The following is an 18,267-nucleotide window of genomic DNA, read 5'->3' on the forward strand; positions in this document are numbered from 1 at the left end:
GCCCGGAGGTGGCATCCACCGCCGGGCCCAATTTCTCAGCAACGGGGACGTCATGGGCGATCGGATCATAGAACTGAAGGACATCAAGAAGTCGTATGGGCAAGTTTACGCCCTGGGCGGCGTGGACCTCCATGTCGACAAGGGCGAGGTCGTCGGCCTGGTCGGAGACAATGGCGCCGGCAAGTCAACGCTCATCAAGATTCTTGCCGGAGCGGTGCGCCCGACGAGCGGGGAAATACTGGTCCGCGGTAAGCGCATACCGCACTGGAACGCGGCCATGTCGCGTGACGCGGGGATCGAAACGGTTTTCCAGGATCGGGCACTGGCGGTGCAGCAGACGATCACCTGGAACATCTTCATGGGGCGAGAAATAACCGGACCACTCGGCTTCCTCCGCGCGGAAAAGCAGCGCCTGGAAGCCGGACGGCTGATGCGGGAGATCGGCTTCACTTCCAGGGTTTTCGGACCGGACTCGATCGTCGGCCAGCTCTCGGGTGGGGAACGCCAGGGCGTGGCAATCGCCCGCGCCATTTACAACCAGAGCGAATTGATCATTCTCGACGAGCCGACCACAGCCTTGTCGCTGACCGAGACCGCAAAGGTTTTCCATTTCGTCGAGCAGGTGCGTGCGGCCGGCCGCTCCATTCTCTTCATCGGTCACAATATCCACCACGTCTTTGACATTTCCGATCGTTTCGTCCTGCTCGATCGCGGGCGAGTGGCGATGCAGATTTCCAAGTCGGAACTCGGGTCGGCGGAGAGGCTGATCAAATTCATGGAAGAGCTGGCACATCCCAATCCGATCGGCGGGAGCGGCAACTTGGAAGGAATGACGGCATGAATATGGAAACGGCCAACGACGCTGAGCAAACTCATGCGCTGTCGCTCGATGCCAACAAGGTGCGTCGCCTCGCAGAGGGCCGGCATGCAGATCAGTCGACTGTGCGACGCTTCATAACTAAAAACCGCCCTGCGATCGGCTCGTTCCTCGTCCTCGTCGTCATGATCTCGTTCTTCATGTCCGGCAATATCGACGTCTTTTCGAACTGGAACATCTACCGCGCTGTCCTTATCGGCCTGCCCGTCGTAATGTTCGTTGTGGTGCCACTCGTCTTCGTGGTCACGGTCGGCGAGATCGACTTGTCTTTCCCGGCCACGATCGGAATGACGGGATGGGTGTTCGCCCTGGTGGTCCAGGCGGGCTTCGACCCATTTATCGGGTTGCTTGCCGCCATCGCCACGGGCCTGTTCCTCGGCCTCTGCGTCGGATGGCTCGTCGTCTATGCAAACCTGTCGTCGCTCATTGCGACACTCGGCATGAATTTCATGCTGCGCGGCCTGATCCAGATCAGGACGGAAGGACGATCAATTGCTCTCCCCGGTCTGCAGGAGAGCGTTGCCTTCAAGCTGTTCGCCGCCCATTACCTCGGCATTCCGGCGAGCGTCTTCTGGGTGTTGATCTTCGTGGTGGTCAGCTCGCTGCTCTATAACAGACATCGGTTTGGCCTGCGCGTGCACATCGTTGGGGACAATCCCGACGCAGCGCAGCAGATGGGGATCGACGTCAGGAAGGTGAGGCTCCAAACGTTTGCCTTTGTCGGGCTCGGCGCCTCATTCGCGGGAGTGTTTGCCGTATTCATCAACTACACTTGGTGGCCGACGTCTGGCGACAGCTATCTCCTTCCAGGGCTCGCATCGGTCTTTGTCGGCGGAACCGCGCCCTGGGGTGGTATCGGCACGGTTGTCGGCAGCGCGATTGGCGCCATCACTGTGTCGTTCATACAAACGGGTGTCGTCGGGGTCGGGCTGTCGGGCTTCTACGTTCAGTTCTTCTACGGGCTGATTATCATCCTGTCCCTGCTTGGCCATCGCTGGAACCAGATCAGATACCGCTGAGCAGATGGAAGGGACATCGTCACGCGCATTTATTGCAGACCCGGGGCCGGATCATACTTGATGATTGAGATATCAGGCTATGGCCGGCTCAACTTCCTTCACGGAAGCAAGGTCACGAACGTCCCGCGCTTTGAGTTGGAATCAGCCAAAAGCGGGGACGTACTCCATGAGTAACCAGCGGGACCCGCACATCGCCAGGAGCGGCGCCCTTCGCCTAAGCGGTCTCGCCTACGAAGGGATTTTGGAGAGCATTCTCGAGCAGAGGATCTCTGTCAGCACCCTTGTCTCGCAACGCACATTTTAGTCGATTGTCGGAATAGGTACTGCACCCTTAGGTGATGCCCTTCACATACTCCAGGAAGAGGGTATCGTCGCCATATATCCATGCTCCGTCATCGAATTCTTTCGACCGGGGCAAGGTCACTGCAGGGTGGACCCTCGCAAACAAGCCTGTAAGAATGCCAGCCATACACAATGGTCCCAGAACGAAATTCGTTGGACGATCTTCTCTTGGATACCAGCAACAGTCAGGTCTTTGGGGAGGTATCAACGCTGGCTTCTAACGCGTCGCCGTCCACGCTCCCTGGTCTTTGTCTGGAAAGGCGCTCACTGGTGAAATCAAATATCTGAGCGTTCCATCTTGTTGCGCCAGTGGCGTTGCTGCCGAGTTTTTCCTGAGCGTCGAGAAGTGCTACCGAGATCAAGTGCATCAGAAAGCCATCACCAGACAATTGCGCAATGTCCATGACTTCTATCAGTCTGGCTTCGATCTGATACAGAATGTTGGGATCTGTCGTCATAACTCCACTCTCGAACGCCGAAGCAAAGAGATTCTGCTCCTGGTAGTAAAATTAGAAATCCTAACTGATCGACAGGCTTACTCCTCACCAAAGTTGCGAGATTCGCAACTATTTCAATATTCAATAGACGCAATAGGTGCTATTGACCAAACAATAAATCTAATGTTGGGAGTTAGATCCTATGAGGCAGAGCCCGCTGTGGATGCCATCGCTCAACGCCTTGCGCGCACTGGAGGCGGTCGGACGGCTTGGCAGCTATCAAAGAGCCGCAGAAGAGCTGCACGTCACCTCGCCCGCAGTGCAACAGCTTGTGCGGGCGCTGGAGCAGGCGATTGGCCATCCACTCATCGAAAGCCAGAAGCGGAAGCTGAACTTGACCGAGGTCGCACGAGTGGCGATGCCGGCACTCCACCAAGGCTTCAGCAAGCTCGCAGAAGCAGTCGATGAAATGCGGTCCTATGCCAGCCCGAAAGGCGTGAAGGTGTCCGTGGAGCCATCCTTCGCAACCGCGTGGCTCATGAAACGCATCGCGGATTTTCAGGCCAAGCATCCGGGGATTGGCGTGTTTATAGACGCCTCGCTTCGCAAGGCCGATCTCGACAGGCATGATGCGGATATCGCCTTGCGCTACCGATTGCCGGTCAATGATCAATACGAGTCCTGGCGCATGTTCGAGGACGAGACGATCGCAGTGTTCGCTGCCAGCCTGCTCAGTGGAGCGGAATTGGACGTGATCCGGCCTTCGCTGCCTTTCATCCATTACGAAAGTCCGACAGGTTATGGTGTGCAGCTGGACTGGCGCAGCTGGCTAAAGGCGACCGATATCGCGATCGATGTGCCTCAGGGTGGTCTGAGGCATTCTGACTACTACATGACGCTCCAGTCAGCTTTTGCCGGCCACGGGATTACGCTTGCGAGCAGGCCTTTGGTTCATGACGCCCTGCAGGAGGGGGTGCTTATCGATGCATTTGGCAGGAGCCACCGCAACGGCTACGGCTACGACATCGTGACGACCGAGGAAGCGAAGAGCCGCCCTGAGGTTGGGGCCTTTATCAATTGGCTGCAAGGCGCGGTAAAAGACTGTGGCTATGCTGTCAGCCAAAATCGATGATCGCGTAAGTGTACTGCTCGATTGTCCGGGTATCGAATCTTTCGACCACACCATCGAGCGCATCCTTGACGCGCGCTGGGCTTAGATATCCGGTTTCGACGAAGGCCCGGCTATGCCAGCCCTTTCGAATGATTGATCGTGCAAATCCAACCTGTGGTGCGAGCGGCCCTTCAGGATCGAATATCGAGATTGCAGGCATCTGCGGCCGCTCTTCCAGTTCGCGCCAGCTGTAGTCCGTGGCGTCGCCACCATAGGGCAGCACTGCTACAACATAGCCGGGTTCGATGGGGACGTCGTCAACGAAATGGCTCTCGAAATACTCGATGTCGACGCCATGACGAGCGGCATTGCTCCTGGCCAGCTGGAGGGCGGCCGGATCGATATCGCTAGCCATGATCTTCAGGTCAGGCCGTTCGCAAGCCAGTGTGATGGCAATCCAGCCACAGCCGGTACCGACCTCCAGGATTGATGCACCGAACGGCAATTCATCGATCAACACGCGGATCAGCAACTCGGGGCAGGTATCGGGAATATAGGTGCGGCGATCGATCAGAAATTCGCGACCAAAACGCGTGACGCTGCCGCGGAGATAGGCATTGGGTTCTCCAAATCGCTTACGTTCCAACAAGCGCCTCAAACGGGCCAGATCGCCGGCGGCGATATGCTCGACCTCCTCGACCTCGGTCTCGGGCACACCGGCCGACCGCAGGCCCAGTTTCAGCATGTCTACCTGTTCAAACAGCATGGCCATTCTCCTTAAGGTTCGTCATGTCAGGCGGCGCGCAAATCGCTTGCCATAGCGGGCCTGGGAAACCAGCTTTCGATTTCCTGTTCGATTTCGGGGCTGTGCAGGGCACGATCTTCAAGCCAGCGGCGGTCGAAAATAGTGTCCAGATATTTGCTGCCGGAGTCGCAGGCGAGCGTCACGATCCTGGAACGGTTGGAGGAATTGTGGGCAAGCTTTGCTGCTTCGAGGATTGCACCGCCCGTGGAGCCACCGACCAACAGGCCGAAGCGACGCGCCAGGACACGACACATCGCAAATGCCTCTGTGTCGCCGACCTTGCGGCCTTCATCTATCTCGTCATAGTCGATGACCAGCCCGACTTCCGCACCATCTGGCGTACCCGTTCCCGACTGATAATAGGCTGCGCCTTCGCCCCCGAAGATGATGCTGCCCTCCGGCTCGACGCCTATTGTGTAGAGCGATGGAATGCGCTTCTTGAGTGCGCGAGACGTGCCACACAGCGATCCTCCTGTGCCGATCGCCGATATGAAGACGTCGATCTTCCCTTCCATTTCTTCGAAAAGCTCGTTGGCCAGTCCGACATAGCCGGCTGCGTTGGCGGGATTGTTGTGCTGTTCTGTCCAGAAGCAATTGTTTTGCGTGGTGGAAATCTCTGCAGCGCGCCGGTCGCGAATAGCCGTAGACAGGCCGCCGCCGGCATCGTCGACATATTCGACGCTGGCGCCATAAGCCTCGATTGTCCGGATTTTGTCACGAGCGGCATGATGATCGACGATGGCTCTGAAGGTCATACCCTTCTCGGCGCAGAGCATTGCCAAGGCGCCCGCCGTGTTGCCGGAGGACGATTCCACGATGAGCGCGTCCGGCGGCAATGTATGGTTCATCAAGAGATCATCGAGCATGCTGCGCGCCATGCGATCCTTCATCGATCCACACGGGTTGAGATGTTCCAGCTTGATGTAGAGGTCGCTTCGGCCCGCATTCATCGGTATGTGCAGAAGCGGTGTCGAGCCGATGGCATCACTGATGCATGAGATGATCATTGTAGAACTCCTCGATGGAATAGATTTCGTCGTGAATGGCCTGCCAGCCCTGCCGGGTTTGGATGGCGGCAACTTTCTTGGGCAGAGGATGCTCGTGGAACCCGCTTTCGTTGGAGTCCATCTGATAGCCTGCGGTATTGATGAACACGATCAGGTCGCCTGCCTCGGGCTCGACAGGGAAATCAACTCCAGTCCTGCGGATGAAATCCGACTCCATGCAGGACCGTCCCGCGAGGGCAAAGCGCGCTCCAGTGCACGGAAAGCACCCCTGGCGATTTACGAGAAACGGCGCTGGCAGAAAGTCCGCCCCGAACCAGGTTTCCGACAGCGAAAAATTCATGCCATCGAGGATCAATAAAGGCATGCCGCTCTCAGTGTCTTTTCTGCCGATCACCTTGAAGACGCTCAGCCCACATTGATCGAGGAGTGCCCGGCCGGGCTCCATGATAACAGCCATATCGAGGCGCTTCAGGATGGTGCGATTGCGATCCTGCGCCATGATGCCGTCGAGGATTTCTGCCGCAGCTTCTCGCCCCTTGATGGGAGAATGGTACGGGTAGTCGCCCCTCATGCTGGCCTTGCCCCAGCGCGGCAAGGCGTCAAGTAGCGCGTTATCCTCGTCCCATTCCAGGTAGCGCATGGGAAATCCACCACCGATATCGATAGCGCGGCAGTGTATGCCGTGTTCTTCAAGCGAACCTGCTATGGCAAGGCATTCGGTCGCGGCGCCGACACGGTCTCCGACGCTGTATCCCCCGAGGTGAAAGGAGATGCCTTCGATGGTCACGTCGGCAGCCTTGAGCGCAAGGGCACACTGATAAAGCGAGTTGGCGTTCATTCCGAACCGCGAGGAGCCTACCACATCAGGCTTCAGCCGCAGCATGACCCGTGGGGTGGTTCTCGTCCTCCTTGCAAGTGCGATCAGGCGGTCTGCCTCGGAAGGACTGTCCATGTGTACAGCAATGCCGGCACTGAGGCAGATCATCAGGTCATGGTCTGGTTTCTGCGGGCCAGTGTAAGAGATCCTCGACGTCGGAATGTAGCCTTCGATGGCTCGGCGAATTTCGCCGACGCTCGATACATCTGCGCCGATTTCGGCGAGTCCGAAGGCCTTCACCACGGCCTTGCTTTTGCAGCTCTTCAGCGCGAAGCGAATCTCACAAGCCATGTCTCGCGCTGAGATGGTCGCCAACCATTCTTGGGCATTGCGCATGGCAGTTGCCGGCAGGATCACGTGCAAGGGAGAGCCTGATGCGCTCGCCCATGAAGCAAGCAGGCCCCTTGTTTGCAAAATGTCTCTCACTTCCGTTGAGACAAGAGGCGCGAGGCACGGCCGATTGTTCATCGCAGGTCAGCCAGATCGTACGACGCTTCCGGCATCGCACAGGTGAGGATGTGGCGCGTTGTCTTGTATGGCAGCAGCGACTGGGTTCGACCTGCGGCGAAAATATCCGCAATGGGAAACTGGGCGTTGCCGTTCCAGGAAACCACGGACAGTTCCGGAATGTGGTAGGAGAGAAGCGCGCAAGGCAGCCGAACCAGTCCGAGCAATATCGCAGCCTCCAGACGATGATGCCCGTCCATGATCAGCAAATCGTTGGACTCGACCCATATCGGGTTCGTCCACTTGCCCTCGGCTGCGATATTCATGGCCAGCCGTGAAGCGCGTTGCGGGTTGTGACGTTCAGTACGTCTTAGCCGCGAGACCTGCATGAGGTGCACTTCAAACGTGGACAGGACATCAATGTCTCTCACGAGGTCAAGCATGGTCAGACTCCTCAACAGGTTGAATGTGCGTACCGGCCATGATTGGCTTTGAAAGAAGGCGACCCGCGAGGCTATGGTCGAGCGCTGCATAGCTCGCGATACCCATCAGCTTTTCATGGAATCTCGGGAGGTGGGTCACCGGCACCTGCGGAAACAGGTGATGGACCAGATGAAAGCAATCCTGCCGCGGGAACAGCACCGCCCTGAGGACAGGGTTTCTGATAACGGCATTTCGCGTCTGATAAAGCTCATCGACATTGTCGAACAGGCCGGCATGATCGATCACATCTGTCCAGTAATTGATGATCTGGAACGTCACGGCATAAGGAATGATCAGATACCCGATCACGATGAGCCCTTTGATCGAGAGCGGGCCGTAGAATGCCAAGTGCGCAAGAATCCCGGCGGCATAGGCGAGGCGCAGAACATTGTAGACATACGGCTCGGAACGCACGAAAAATGTCTTGCCGATGAAAGACGGGACGTGGCGCAGCGTTAGCGTCACCAGCAGATGCCGAATGATCGCAGATCTTGTCAGCGGCTCATCGAACCGGAAGCTCTCGTAGCCCAGAAAATCGAGGTCAAGCGCGCTGTCGCCGGTGTGCTGGTGGTGGGAAAAGTGCGTGGTACGAAAGCGGTCGAATGAGGTCAGGAGAGGAATGGAAAGCAATTTGCCAAGAGTGTTGTTCCACTCACGATCGGTCGTCAGGGCATAATGAGAGCATTCATGCATGAGGTTGGATAACGCCCGGAAGCGCGTTCCAATGAAGAACGCCGCCGCAATGTAGGCGGGCGCCGAAATCCAGGCCGTGGTCTGGAATGCTGCAAAGGATGCCGCTGCTGCTAGCGTTCCCCAGGCGATCTGGCTGGAAATGATCAGCGAAGCACCAAGCAGTGTCCCTTTCTGGTGTCGCTTCATAGATTCGGATCTGAAATTCTTCCGAATTTGCATGCCATGAGAGGTCATTACAGCTCCATGCGTAGCCAAAATAGGCTAGTACTTGGAGATATTCGAATTCTTTCGAAATTAAAACATGTAAATCTCAACAAATCCGCATTTAATATTATGATCTACATTAGAAAAAGTATGAAAATACATAAAAGTATTTACTACTTATGATATATATATAAGTTTATACGTGACTATTCGGTTGATGGATTTCGACGTCGTTCCCATTCAATGCCTCGTTGCCTATCGGGAATAGGTTGCATGGCCTCGACTCTATCACCGATTGGACGCATTCCGGCGTTGACGGCAGCCGAACCTTTTGCCAGAAATTGTAGGTGTTCGACCTCAATCAACCACAGGGCAACCGCCTCATGCCGAATCCAGTCGATGCTAAGATCGGTAGTCAGATTCGCAGCCTGCGTATCAGTAGGGATCTAACGGAAGAAGTTCTAGCAGATCGCATCGGAGTGACGTTCAGGCAGATGCGGCGATATGAGCGCGGAACCAGTCGGGTCAGCATAGTGCAACTCACCGAAATCGCTGGTGCGCTGGGAGTCTCGGTATCAACCTTCTTCAATGCTTTTGCCAAATCGGAGCCGGAAAACGACAATCTGACGCCGCTGCAAATTGCGACAAAGCAGGGTCTTGCGCTGCTAAAGATGTTTCATTCGATCGCCGATGCCCAACTTCGCTACAAGGTACTAAGGACGGTTGAGGCTATGGCAAACGAGAATGCGACAAATGTGGAAGCGCCTCGTCTCTAACCGTCTGGCTCCATCGGCGAGGTCGGTGGAGCGGAGATCATCGAATTTTCACTCTATCCAGCGGCGACGCGTGAGTTTTCTTGGCGGCAGTGAAGACGGTGATTCGACCGAGAGTGAAAGAGGCGGATTGCTGCATAATGCGTGTTCGAGGCGCTTGCCCATTTGAACCGTACATTGCAAGTCGGGCTTATGCTGCACGTTTCGCTTGGTCAGGCAATGCAGTGATTCTCCGCGCTAAATGATCGCCAGTAACCAATGCCTACCACCAATTCCGCTTTGCCATGCCCGAGAGCATCGAGTCGAAGATCGTGATTTCGTGGTTGGACACTTCATGCGCACGGTCCGGCACGATGTCGCAGCGGAGCCGGGCCCGCGCCCGTGCCAGGGCCTCCGCTGCACTCGCCATGGCGCCGGTGGGAATCCACGTATCCTTGTCCGAGCCAGTCAGGTAGACGGGCAGTCCATCGAGATCGGCAAACGGCTTCTGGCATTGCGGTGTCCCTACACGGCAGCCAGTCAGATTGACCATGGCGCCACCCCACGGCCCGTGTCGCATCGCATATTCAATAGCCAGGCAAGCGCCCTGGCTGAAGCCGCCGATAACGAGGGGTTTCGGATGGATTCGCCCGAGGGAAAAGCCGCTGACCAGTCTCCGGATGTGATTGACGGACTGTTCGAGCTGCTGCCGCGTCGCATCCGTCAGCGCATCCGTGGCGCGCGCGCTGTACCAGCTGTTGCCGAGTGCGCGCGGCAACAGGTAGGCGACGCCCGCCGTTCTCAGCCTGGAGATGACCTGCTCCTGCATGTCCTCGGGCGACTGGGTCCGCCCGTGGATGAACACGCAATGGACAAGGGCCTCCTCGGGCGTAGCGCCGAGGAGAAGGGGCGTGTCGTGTGTTGACATCGATCCGGCTCAGAAATTCGCCGGTTCCAGGCCGGCGATGAGCTCCTGCTTGCGGTCTTCGAACCAAGGCGGGAAGACCAGCGTGGTGCCGATCTTGTCCGCAGGCTCATCCAGCGCCCAGCCGCCTTCAACCGACCATGCGATTTCGAACAGCGCGCCGCCCGGCGAACGGACATAGCAGGACTTGAAATAGTTGCGGTCCTTCTGGTCCGACACGTCGGTAAAGCCGAGACCTTCGATATGCGCCTTGAGCTTGAGCTGGTTTTCCTCGTTGCCGGTGTTGAGCGCGAGATGATGGATCGTGCCACCGGCCAACGTCCAGGTGCCCTGCGGGCCGGTGGATTCCTGCAGCACTTCAACCATGCTGTTCGGCCCGCCGGGGTTCGGCACGGAGAACATCAGGCCTTCGTCGCTATCGGCTTCCTTCGTCATCGACATGCCGACACCGAGAAAGTCGTCCATCGCCGTGCGATCGAAGACGGCGATCGCTGCGCCGTAGATGCCCTTGATGCCATGCGCAGCGACAACGCCCTGCGCCTCGTTGACGATCGATGCCCGGTTATCCGCAGGGCTCTCGACCAGTTCGTGCGGAATGCCGCAGGGATGCTTGAAGGCGACGCGGGTGATGCCGAAGCGCGAAATCTTGCTCGCCTCGACGCCTTTGCCGTTCAGCCGATCGATCCAGTAGTCGGCGGAGCCGACGGGTATGGCCATCTGGATAATCTTGGACTGGTTGGTGCCGCGTCGGCCGAAAACGCCGGGCTTCCTGAACGGGAACGTGGTGATGATGGTCGAGGCATCGCCGTTTCGCGAGCCATAATAGAGGTGGTAGACCGGGATAGTGCCGTCGAACAGCACGGTGCGCTTGACCGAATAGAGTCCAAGCACCTTGGTGTAGAAGTCGTAATCTTCCTGCGCGCCGTCGGTGCAAAGCGTCAAGTGATGATAGCCGCTGATAAGGGCCATGTTTTCCTCCTCCGAAAACAGTCTCCAGTTCCGGACGCGGATCCTCCCCCGCATTCATCCGGAGCCACGCTTGCCGGCAAGTTGAGCCGCGCGTCGTGATCATCATGACTATAGCCGATACAATTGCCTGTTGATTGACATTATTCATACAGGCTATAGCAAATTGCTATGAAGATCGTGGAAGCACATCTCGTTCAGCTCGCCGCCGTCATCGAAACCGGCGGCGTGACTGAAGCTGCCGCAATGCTCGGCATGACGCAGTCGGCCGTCTCACGCACCATTTCCATCCTGGAAAAGCGCATCGGTGAGCCGCTCTTTGTCTCCGGCCGCCGGCCGATGCAGCCGACGCCGCTCGGCGAGCAGCTCGGCCAGCAGGGCAAGTCGATCCTCACCTCGTCACGCAAGGCGATGGAGATTATCCGCAGCTTCAAATCGGGGTCTTCGGGCCGTGTCCGCATCGGTGGCGTACCCTTCTTCATGGATGCGGTCGTGTCGCCGATGATCGCCTCGTTCCAGCGTGGCGAGCACGGCATCATGGTGCACCAGTCTTATGGCAATTATCCCGATCTCGTTGCCGAACTGGATTCGGGTCAGATCGATCTCGCGGTGACGCCGACCGGTTCGGTGGATCTTCGCGCCGACCTTCATTTCGAGTCGATCCTGCCGGCCCGCAACGTGCTCGCCTGTGGTGCGGGCCATCCGCTGGCGAGAAAGCATAGTTTCGCGACGGAAGACATCGTCAACTATCCCTGGGTGGCACCACTGCCAGGATCGCCGCTGGTGCTTGACCTGCACAATATCCTGCTCACGCTCGGGCTCGAGGAAGTCAGCCTGCGCTATGCCGGCGGCTCGCTGCTCAGTGTCGTGAACTATCTTGCGGGGACCGACGCACTGGCCATCCTGCCGCATTCCGTGGCCTATGCCTTTCGAGGCGAGAGCAAGATCACCATCATTCCACTCGACATCCCGCAGCCGGAACGGGTGCTGGGCATCATGACCCGGAAGAAGCCCTATTCGAACCCGGCCGGGCGCAAGTTTCTCGGCCATCTGCGGCGGGAGTTTTCGGAGCTTCGCCGCGCGGTCGAGAAGCAGGAGAAGACGATCCACTGGGTCCAGGGACCGTTCATGGGTGAGCGCGAGCGCAAGGCCGCGGCGGAGTGAAGCACAACCGAATCCCCTGGAATGAGGAAGGAGGATGCGGCTGCCGCACTCTCCTTTCGGAGTTCTCCCGATGGGAAACCGAACCGGCCCTCAGGTCTTGCGCCGCGCCAGCACGAAATCGTGTGTCACGTCCCAGAAGTCGCCGGCGAATTCGTAACTCTCGGCACGCGCCAGATCGTTCACCTTGTCGAACTTCGCAAGCAGGCTTTCCTTGACGCCGAACACCGCATCCGAGTGGATATAGGGGTCATCGGGGTCGAAGATATGCGTCGTCAGCGTCTCGAAGCCTGCTGCGCTAATGATGTAGTGCAAATGCGCCGGACGGTAGGGATGGCGGCCGAGATTGCCGAGCAGCTGGCCCACGGGGCCGTCGTCGGGGATCGGATAGTATTTCGGCTTCACCGCGCGGAACCAGTAGTGCCCATCAGGGCCGGTCTTGAAGATGCCGCGCAGGTTGAAGTCGGGCTGGATGCCTTTCTGCTGCACGTCGTAGAAGCCCTCGTCATTGGCCTGCCAGACGTCGATCACGGCACCCGCGATCGGCTTGCCCTCGGTGTCGAGGATGCGGCCTTCGATCACCATATCCTCGCCCTTGCTGTCGAGGCAGATATTGGCGCCCATCGGCAGTTCCGGCGCATCAGCGACGTGGAAGGGCCCAAGCACCGTGCTCTCGGATGCTCCAGACGGCTTGCGATTGTTTATCGCGTCGACCAGCATGGACACGCCGAGCACGTCGGAGAGCAGGATGAATTCCTGCCGCCATTCGTTGCACATCTGGCCGGTGCGGGTCAGGAACAGGATGGCCTGCATCCATTCATCCTGCGTCGGCTCCAGTTCCTTCACAGCCTCGTGCAGCTTGCGGGTGATGACCTCCATCACCTGCTTCAGCCGTTCGTCCTTGGCGCCGGCATTGCGGCCGGTCACGACCTCGACCGAGTTCGCCTCGGTGAAATAGCCTTTTTCGTGCGCTTCCATTGTTGCCTCACCGGTCCAGGATTGATTTTAGCACGCGCCGCAATTCGCCGGCGGGATCGGCCGCCAGGCCTTCCGAACGCCAGGCGACATGATGGTCGGGCCGCACCAGGATGACGCCGGCATCGCCGACCTCCCTTGCGCGCGCCCAATCGCCATAATGGTCCTGCCACGGCTGACGCGGCCCGATGACATGGGTTGCGATCGGCAGGCCGAATTCAGCGGACAAGGCCCGCGCTGCATCGACCCAGGCCCGTCCGCCGATACCGGTCAGGATGGTGAACGTGCCGTGGCCGCAGAGATCGAGCGTCGATACCTTCCTGTTGCCGTCATCGAACAGCCAGGCATGCGGCAGGCGTGCTCCGGGCCAGGTCGTTTGCTCGAAATGCAGTTCCCGATCCTGCGCGAAGGCGGGCTCGGGCCGGCCATCGGTGGCGACTGCTGACGATTGGTAGCGGTGGTTCATCTCCACACCATGCGCGTCGAACTCGTAGACCTTGAAGGCGATCGCCTCGCGCAACGCCGCGCGCTGGCTTTCGGCGCCCGGCGAGTCGTCGCAGCGGCGGTCCATGTTTTCCTGCATCTTTACCGGGTCGATGGAATCGAGCAGGCCGAGCGCGCCGAAGATCGGGCCGAATTCCTCGATCGACTGGTTGGCGCGGGTGACGATCTGCTTGGCGATGGGCGCACGCTCCTCGGTATAGGTTTCGAGCAGCCCTGCGCCCGCCTGGCCCTTGACGACCATGGCCAGCTTCCAGGCGAGGTTGAAGCCGTCCTGGATCGAGGTATTGGAACCGAGCCCGTTCGACGGGGGATGGCGGTGGATGGCATCGCCCATGCAGAAAACCCGGCCCTTGTGGGCGCGCGCCGCGTAACAGTTGTTGACCGTCCAGGTCGAGACCGAGGTCACCTCGATGTCGATATCGGGATCGCCAATCAGGTCGCGCGCCACACCTTCGGCGAAGGCATTATCGACATCGGGCACGCCTTGGGCGATGTCGTAACCCCAGTTGATCAGCCACTCGTTCCACGGCCGGATCATTCGCACCAGACCCATACCGATGCCGCCGACATTCGATCCCGGTTGTAGCACCCAGTAGAGCACCGAGGGGCGATGGGCGACATAGCGAGAGAGGTCGGCCTTGAAGAGGATGTTCATCGAGCCGGCGACGCCCATCTTGCCCTCGAAAGGCAGGTCGATATGCTGCGCCACCAGCGAATTGCCGCCATCGGCGCCTACTAGATATTTCGAGCGGATGGTGATGTCCTTGCCGGTCAGCCGGTCGCGGCAGGTCGTCGTCACGCCCTCGGCATCCTGCTCGTGGCTGACATATTCCGTCGACATGCGGGCCTGCGTGCCGCGCGAGCAGGCGGTTTTGAACAGCAGCGGCTCCATGAAGGTCTGCGGCAGGTCGTTCATCTCTGTCGGCGAGGACAGGAGATGTTCCGCCTTCGATTTCGGATGGTTGCCCCAGGTTTTGAGGCGGCCGAGCTCCTCACCTGATAGCGAGGTGCAGAACACGTTCTCGCCCATGATCTCCTGCGGGCTGGCATAGAGATAGGCCTCGGCCTCGATCTCTTCGCCGAGGTCGCGCAGCACTTCCATAGTGCGCTGGTTGGTGATGTGGGCGCGTGGCGTGTTGGCAAGCCAGCGATAGCGGTTGATCGCCATGTTCTCGACGCCGTAGGTCGCGAGCAGTGCGGCTGTGGCCGCGCCCGCCGGGCCGGTGCCAATGATCAGTACGTCGGTTTCGATGTCAGCCATGCGGCACTCCTTCGGTCGGCTTTGTCGTGGGTTGGGCCGCCAAAATGCGGCGGACGGGAAAAAGCTGGATTCCGGTGCGGTCGGTGAACAGGCCCCAGAGGCCCCGCGGCGCAAACAGCATGATGAGAATGCCTGATAGCCCGAGGATCAGGAGATACCAGGAGCCGAAGTCGGCCAGCAGGTTCTGCAGGATGTAGAACACGATCACGCCGACGATCGGTCCTTCGATCGTGCCGATGCCACCGATGACAACGATGAAGATAACATAAGCCGTCCAGTCGGGAACGGAGAAGGCCGCGTCGGGCGAGATGCGGGCTTTCTGCACATAAATCAGCGCACCGGTGAGGCCCGTCGCCAGCGCCGCGACCAGATAGACGAAGGACTTGGTCCAGGTCGGATCGACGCCGACCGAGCGGGCGGCCTCGCGGTTGTCGCGCACGGCGGCCAGCCCGAGGCCCTGCTTCGAGCGCAGCAGCTTGTAGATCGACCCGATCGTGACGACGGCCAGCAGCAACGCCAGCCAATAGCAGACGATGTCGGTGGCCTGTGGTCCGCGGACCCCGAGCATGTCGGCGACGAGGCGGACGCCGACCATGTCGCGGGTGGCGCCCGAGGGCAGCGACGTGCCGGTGCCGCCGCCCAGCGCCTTCCATTGCGCGAGCGACAGCCGCACGACCTCGGCGATGACCCAGGTGCCGATCGCGAAATAGGCGCCCTGTAGCCGGAAGACGAAGAAGGCCGTCGGCACTGACAGCGCCAGGGCCGCCAGCCCGCCCAGCGCGATGGCCGCGAGGGGGTCGAGCCCGAGCAGGCTCACACCGGCGAACATCGCATAGGCGCCGAAACCGACAAAAGCCTGCTGGCCGACCGAGACGAGGCCGGCATAACCCGCTAGCAGGTTCCAGCACTGGGCCAGCACCAGCATGGTCAGGATGAAGAACAGGTCCTGGATGATCGCCCGCGATGCGAAAAGCGGCGTGGCGATGGCGACCACGACCACCGCGAGGATCAGCAGGATCGACACGGAGGAACCGCGGGCGCGGGTCGAGACGGTCCAGTTGGGTGAAACGTGATCCGTCATCTCAATCCACCGCCCGAGGGAAGAGGCCGCGCGGCCTGACGATCAGCACCAGAAGGAAGGCGATGTGGCCGGCCAGGATCTGCCATTCCGGATTGATCGCCGCACCCATTGTCTGCGCCACGCCGATGATGATGCCGCCGGCCAGCGTCCCCCAGAACGAGCCCAGACCGCCGATGATGACAGCCTCGAAGGCATAGATCAGCCGCGCCGGCCCCATGGTCGGATCGAAATTGGCGCGGGTGCCGAGATAGAGCGCGGCGATCGTCACCACCATCATGGCAATCCCCGTGGCCGTCGCGAAGATGCGTTCAGCGCGAATCCCCATAAGTCCGGCAGTGGCGCTGTCATCGGACGTGGCGCGGAAGGCCCGGCCGAGCGAGGTGCGGTAGAACAGCAGGTTGAGCGCGACAATGACGCCGACCGCCGAAACGAAGGTAAGCAGCGGCATCGTGCCGATGCTGATCGGACCGATCTGCAGCGACGCCGTCTCCAGTGCGCCGGCCGAGATGCGGCGGCTGTCGGCTGAAAACCCTTCGAGCAGGCCGTTCTGGATGACGACCGAGAGACCGAAGGTTACCAGCAGTGGCGGCAGGATATCGTCGCCCAGCGTGCGGTTGAGCACGACATATTGCAGCCCCCAGCCGAGAACGAACATGACCGGCAGGGCGATCACAGCTGCCAAGAAAGGATTGAGGCCGAGCGCCGAGACGAGAAGCAGCACCAGGAAGGCGGCGAGCACGATCAGGTCGCCATGTGCGAGATTGACCAGCCGCATGATGCCGAAGACGAGGCTCAACCCCGCCGCGAACAGGGCGTAGAGACCGCCGAGCAGGATGCCCTGAATGATCGTATCGAGCCAGCTCATCGCGTGTGCGCTCCGAAATACGCGGCGTGTATGTCCTCGCGGCTGAGCGTCGCCGGCGTGCCCGTCAGCGTTATCCGTCCTTCCATCATGCAATAGACCCTGTCGGCCACTTTCAGCGCCTGGCCGATATCCTGCTCGACGATGACGATTGCAGCACCGGTCGCGCGGATTTTCGGGAAGGCGGCGTAGATGTCCTTCACCACGACGGGCGCCAGCCCGAGGCTGATCTCGTCGCACAGCAGGACGCGCGGATTGGACATCAGGCCCCGGCCGATTGCCACCATCTGTTGCTGGCCACCGGAAAGGGCAGTGCCGGGACCGTGACGGCGTTCCTTGAGTACGGGGAAGAGATCGTAGATCGCATCAAGCGACCAGGTGCCGTTGCCGGTGCGCCCATATTTGCCGATCAGCAGATTCTCCTCGACTGACAGGGACGGAAACAGTCGGCGGCCCTCGGGCACCATGGCGATCCCGAGTCGCACCACATCGGGGGCGGGCAGGGCGCCGATCTCGGCATTGTCGTAGCGGATATGCCCGGGCGCATTGCGGATGAGGCCGGAGATCGAGCGCAACAGCGTCGATTTGCCAGCCCCGTTGGCGCCGATCACGGCGACCGTCTCGCCCTCGTTCAGCACGAGATCGACGCCGAACAGCGCCTGGAAGTCGCCATAGAAGGCTGTCAGGCCCTGTATCTCGAGCAGCGCCATCAGACCTCGATCCCGAGATAGATTTCGCGCACTTCCTTCGAGGCCATGATCGTATCGGGATCGCCGATGCCGATCACCCGGCCGAAATGCAGCACGACGAGGCGGCTGACGACCGAGGTCAGCGCGTGCAGCACATGCTCGACCCAGATGATCGAGACACCGCGCCGGTGGATCGCGCGGATTGTCTCCACCAGCTCGCTGCATTCGCCCTCGATGAGTCCGCCCGCGATCTCGTCGAGCAGCAGGATCTTGGGATCGGTGGCGAGCGCACGGGCGAGCTCGAGGCGTTTGCGCTGGAGAAGCCCGAGACTTCCCGCCAACTGGTTTGCCTTCGGATAAAGCCCGGTCTCGACGAGAATGTCCGCACACCGGTCGCTGACGTCACGCTCGGTCTTGCTGGAGCCGAAGGCCGCAGCGACGAGCAGGTTCTCGAACACCGTCAGCTTCTCGAAGGGTTGCGGGATCTGGAACGTCCGGCCGATGCCGGCGAGACAGCGCGCCATCGGCGGCTGCCGCGTCACGTCGACGCCATCGAACTGGATGGAGCCGGCGTCGGCCCGGATATTGCCAGTGATCAGGTTGAAGAGCGTCGACTTGCCGGCCCCGTTGGGACCGATCACGCCGAGCGCCTCGCCCTGTTCCAGCCCAAACGAGACCTTGTCGGCCACCATCAGGGCGCCGAAGCTCTTCGATAGCTGGTTGAGGGCGAGTACGGGCATCAGGATCTCGGTATTAGGGCGTCGGCCGCAGGGACGGCGCGGGGCCGAG

Annotated in this window: 19 protein-coding genes; 5 read left to right on the forward strand and 14 right to left on the reverse strand. The window is 59.9% G+C overall.

What is annotated here, in order from left to right; genetic code table 11:
* Window positions 1-52: 52 nt before the first annotated feature.
* Both AC2YI2_RS17175 and AC2YI2_RS17180 read left to right on the forward strand, forming a co-directional pair.
* Window positions 53-841, forward strand: a complete 789-nt coding sequence (locus tag AC2YI2_RS17175; protein WP_487387708.1) for an ATP-binding cassette domain-containing protein — start codon at window positions 53-55, stop codon at window positions 839-841.
* Window positions 838-1,896, forward strand: coding sequence for an ABC transporter permease (locus AC2YI2_RS17180; protein WP_487387709.1), 1,059 nt, complete (start codon window positions 838-840; stop codon window positions 1,894-1,896). Before AC2YI2_RS17175 ends, AC2YI2_RS17180 begins: the two co-directional genes overlap by 4 nt.
* 527 nt (window positions 1,897-2,423) lie before the next feature.
* Here the strand turns inward: AC2YI2_RS17180 and AC2YI2_RS17185 are convergent.
* Window positions 2,424-2,696: a hypothetical protein gene (locus AC2YI2_RS17185; protein ID WP_487387710.1), complete on the reverse strand. Its 273-nt coding sequence runs from the start codon at window positions 2,694-2,696 to the stop codon at window positions 2,424-2,426.
* A 181-nt stretch (window positions 2,697-2,877) separates the two neighbouring features.
* Here AC2YI2_RS17185 and AC2YI2_RS17190 point away from each other — a divergent pair, with 181 nt between their 5' ends.
* Window positions 2,878-3,807 (forward strand): LysR substrate-binding domain-containing protein, encoded by a 930-nt coding sequence (locus tag AC2YI2_RS17190; protein WP_487387711.1) that lies wholly within the window; start codon window positions 2,878-2,880, stop codon window positions 3,805-3,807.
* Here AC2YI2_RS17190 and AC2YI2_RS17195 read toward each other — a convergent pair.
* The 5 genes from AC2YI2_RS17195 to AC2YI2_RS17215 all read right to left on the reverse strand — a co-directional run bounded on the left by AC2YI2_RS17195 (window position 3,791) and on the right by AC2YI2_RS17215 (window position 8,332).
* A complete protein-coding gene (locus tag AC2YI2_RS17195; protein ID WP_487387712.1) occupies window positions 3,791-4,552 on the reverse strand; it encodes a methyltransferase in 762 nt (253 codons plus the stop codon). The genes AC2YI2_RS17190 and AC2YI2_RS17195 overlap by 17 nt on opposite strands.
* A 26-nt stretch (window positions 4,553-4,578) precedes the next feature.
* Window positions 4,579-5,598 carry a PLP-dependent cysteine synthase family protein gene (locus tag AC2YI2_RS17200; RefSeq protein ID WP_487387713.1) on the reverse strand — a complete coding sequence of 340 codons (1,020 nt, stop codon included), beginning with the start codon at window positions 5,596-5,598 and terminating at the stop codon, window positions 4,579-4,581.
* A complete protein-coding gene (locus tag AC2YI2_RS17205; RefSeq protein ID WP_487387714.1) occupies window positions 5,576-6,811 on the reverse strand; it encodes a type III PLP-dependent enzyme domain-containing protein in 1,236 nt (411 codons plus the stop codon). The genes AC2YI2_RS17200 and AC2YI2_RS17205 overlap by 23 nt, the downstream gene beginning before the upstream one ends.
* 128 nt (window positions 6,812-6,939) lie before the next feature.
* Entirely contained in the window at window positions 6,940-7,365 is a 426-nt protein-coding gene (locus tag AC2YI2_RS17210; protein ID WP_487387715.1) for a ParB N-terminal domain-containing protein, read from the reverse strand.
* Window positions 7,358-8,332, reverse strand: a complete 975-nt coding sequence (locus tag AC2YI2_RS17215; protein WP_487387716.1) for a fatty acid desaturase family protein — start codon at window positions 8,330-8,332, stop codon at window positions 7,358-7,360. The genes AC2YI2_RS17210 and AC2YI2_RS17215 overlap by 8 nt, the downstream gene beginning before the upstream one ends.
* 317 nt (window positions 8,333-8,649) lie before the next feature.
* Between AC2YI2_RS17215 and AC2YI2_RS17220 the strand changes: the two genes are divergently transcribed.
* Window positions 8,650-9,078 carry a helix-turn-helix domain-containing protein gene (locus AC2YI2_RS17220; protein WP_487387717.1) on the forward strand — a complete coding sequence of 143 codons (429 nt, stop codon included), beginning with the start codon at window positions 8,650-8,652 and terminating at the stop codon, window positions 9,076-9,078.
* A gap of 259 nt (window positions 9,079-9,337) precedes the next feature.
* Here the strand turns inward: AC2YI2_RS17220 and AC2YI2_RS17225 are convergent, their stop codons facing one another.
* Both AC2YI2_RS17225 and AC2YI2_RS17230 read right to left on the reverse strand, forming a co-directional pair.
* Window positions 9,338-9,982: an alpha/beta hydrolase gene (locus AC2YI2_RS17225; protein WP_487387718.1), complete on the reverse strand. Its 645-nt coding sequence runs from the start codon at window positions 9,980-9,982 to the stop codon at window positions 9,338-9,340.
* A gap of 9 nt (window positions 9,983-9,991) precedes the next feature.
* A complete protein-coding gene (locus AC2YI2_RS17230; protein ID WP_487387719.1) occupies window positions 9,992-10,948 on the reverse strand; it encodes a VOC family protein in 957 nt (318 codons plus the stop codon).
* A 168-nt stretch (window positions 10,949-11,116) separates the two neighbouring features.
* On the opposite strand from AC2YI2_RS17230, the gene AC2YI2_RS17235 reads away from it, so the two are divergent.
* On the forward strand, window positions 11,117-12,109 hold the full coding sequence (locus tag AC2YI2_RS17235) for a LysR family transcriptional regulator (RefSeq protein WP_487387720.1): 993 nt from the start codon (window positions 11,117-11,119) through the stop codon (window positions 12,107-12,109).
* Window positions 12,110-12,199: 90 nt separating this feature from the next.
* On the opposite strand, the gene AC2YI2_RS17240 is transcribed toward AC2YI2_RS17235, so the two are convergent.
* From AC2YI2_RS17240 to AC2YI2_RS17265, 6 genes are read right to left on the reverse strand one after another with little or no spacing between them, the layout of a single operon-like run.
* Window positions 12,200-13,084, reverse strand: a complete 885-nt coding sequence (locus AC2YI2_RS17240) for an intradiol ring-cleavage dioxygenase (protein WP_487387721.1) — start codon at window positions 13,082-13,084, stop codon at window positions 12,200-12,202.
* 7 nt (window positions 13,085-13,091) lie between these two features.
* Window positions 13,092-14,846 (reverse strand): FAD-dependent oxidoreductase, encoded by a 1,755-nt coding sequence (locus AC2YI2_RS17245; RefSeq protein WP_487387722.1) that lies wholly within the window; start codon window positions 14,844-14,846, stop codon window positions 13,092-13,094.
* On the reverse strand, window positions 14,839-15,927 hold the full coding sequence (locus tag AC2YI2_RS17250; RefSeq protein ID WP_487387723.1) for a branched-chain amino acid ABC transporter permease: 1,089 nt from the start codon (window positions 15,925-15,927) through the stop codon (window positions 14,839-14,841). The genes AC2YI2_RS17245 and AC2YI2_RS17250 overlap by 8 nt, the downstream gene beginning before the upstream one ends.
* Window position 15,928: 1 nt before the next feature.
* Window positions 15,929-16,792 carry a branched-chain amino acid ABC transporter permease gene (locus AC2YI2_RS17255; protein WP_487387724.1) on the reverse strand — a complete coding sequence of 288 codons (864 nt, stop codon included), beginning with the start codon at window positions 16,790-16,792 and terminating at the stop codon, window positions 15,929-15,931.
* Window positions 16,789-17,499 carry an ABC transporter ATP-binding protein gene (locus AC2YI2_RS17260; protein WP_487387725.1) on the reverse strand — a complete coding sequence of 237 codons (711 nt, stop codon included), beginning with the start codon at window positions 17,497-17,499 and terminating at the stop codon, window positions 16,789-16,791. The genes AC2YI2_RS17255 and AC2YI2_RS17260 overlap by 4 nt, the downstream gene beginning before the upstream one ends.
* Window positions 17,499-18,218: an ABC transporter ATP-binding protein gene (locus AC2YI2_RS17265; RefSeq protein WP_487387726.1), complete on the reverse strand. Its 720-nt coding sequence runs from the start codon at window positions 18,216-18,218 to the stop codon at window positions 17,499-17,501. Before AC2YI2_RS17265 ends, AC2YI2_RS17260 begins: the two co-directional genes overlap by 1 nt.
* Window positions 18,219-18,267: the final 49 nt, after the last annotated feature.

The organism is Rhizobium sp. SRI_017, assembly GCF_057586295.1.

Excerpts from the sequence above, each read along its gene's own strand:
- AC2YI2_RS17205 (WP_487387714.1), bottom strand. The coding sequence starts at position 6,811 with ATGCGCAATGCCCAAGAATGGTTGGCGACCATCTCAGCGCGAGACATG.
- AC2YI2_RS17210 (WP_487387715.1), bottom strand. The coding sequence starts at position 7,365 with ATGCTTGACCTCGTGAGAGACATTGATGTCCTGTCCACGTTTGAAGTG.
- AC2YI2_RS17245 (WP_487387722.1), bottom strand. The coding sequence starts at position 14,846 with ATGGCTGACATCGAAACCGACGTACTGATCATTGGCACCGGCCCGGCG.
- AC2YI2_RS17190 (WP_487387711.1), top strand. The coding sequence starts at position 2,878 with ATGAGGCAGAGCCCGCTGTGGATGCCATCGCTCAACGCCTTGCGCGCA.
- AC2YI2_RS17230 (WP_487387719.1), bottom strand. The coding sequence starts at position 10,948 with ATGGCCCTTATCAGCGGCTATCATCACTTGACGCTTTGCACCGACGGC.
- AC2YI2_RS17175 (WP_487387708.1), top strand. The coding sequence starts at position 53 with ATGGGCGATCGGATCATAGAACTGAAGGACATCAAGAAGTCGTATGGG.
- AC2YI2_RS17225 (WP_487387718.1), bottom strand. The coding sequence starts at position 9,982 with ATGTCAACACACGACACGCCCCTTCTCCTCGGCGCTACGCCCGAGGAG.
- AC2YI2_RS17195 (WP_487387712.1), bottom strand. The coding sequence starts at position 4,552 with ATGCTGTTTGAACAGGTAGACATGCTGAAACTGGGCCTGCGGTCGGCC.
- AC2YI2_RS17250 (WP_487387723.1), bottom strand. The coding sequence starts at position 15,927 with ATGACGGATCACGTTTCACCCAACTGGACCGTCTCGACCCGCGCCCGC.
- AC2YI2_RS17180 (WP_487387709.1), top strand. The coding sequence starts at position 838 with ATGAATATGGAAACGGCCAACGACGCTGAGCAAACTCATGCGCTGTCG.
- AC2YI2_RS17255 (WP_487387724.1), bottom strand. The coding sequence starts at position 16,792 with ATGAGCTGGCTCGATACGATCATTCAGGGCATCCTGCTCGGCGGTCTC.
- AC2YI2_RS17240 (WP_487387721.1), bottom strand. The coding sequence starts at position 13,084 with ATGGAAGCGCACGAAAAAGGCTATTTCACCGAGGCGAACTCGGTCGAG.
- AC2YI2_RS17235 (WP_487387720.1), top strand. The coding sequence starts at position 11,117 with ATGAAGATCGTGGAAGCACATCTCGTTCAGCTCGCCGCCGTCATCGAA.
- AC2YI2_RS17260 (WP_487387725.1), bottom strand. The coding sequence starts at position 17,499 with ATGGCGCTGCTCGAGATACAGGGCCTGACAGCCTTCTATGGCGACTTC.
- AC2YI2_RS17215 (WP_487387716.1), bottom strand. The coding sequence starts at position 8,332 with ATGACCTCTCATGGCATGCAAATTCGGAAGAATTTCAGATCCGAATCT.
- AC2YI2_RS17265 (WP_487387726.1), bottom strand. The coding sequence starts at position 18,218 with ATGCCCGTACTCGCCCTCAACCAGCTATCGAAGAGCTTCGGCGCCCTG.
- AC2YI2_RS17200 (WP_487387713.1), bottom strand. The coding sequence starts at position 5,598 with ATGATCATCTCATGCATCAGTGATGCCATCGGCTCGACACCGCTTCTG.
- AC2YI2_RS17185 (WP_487387710.1), bottom strand. The coding sequence starts at position 2,696 with ATGACGACAGATCCCAACATTCTGTATCAGATCGAAGCCAGACTGATA.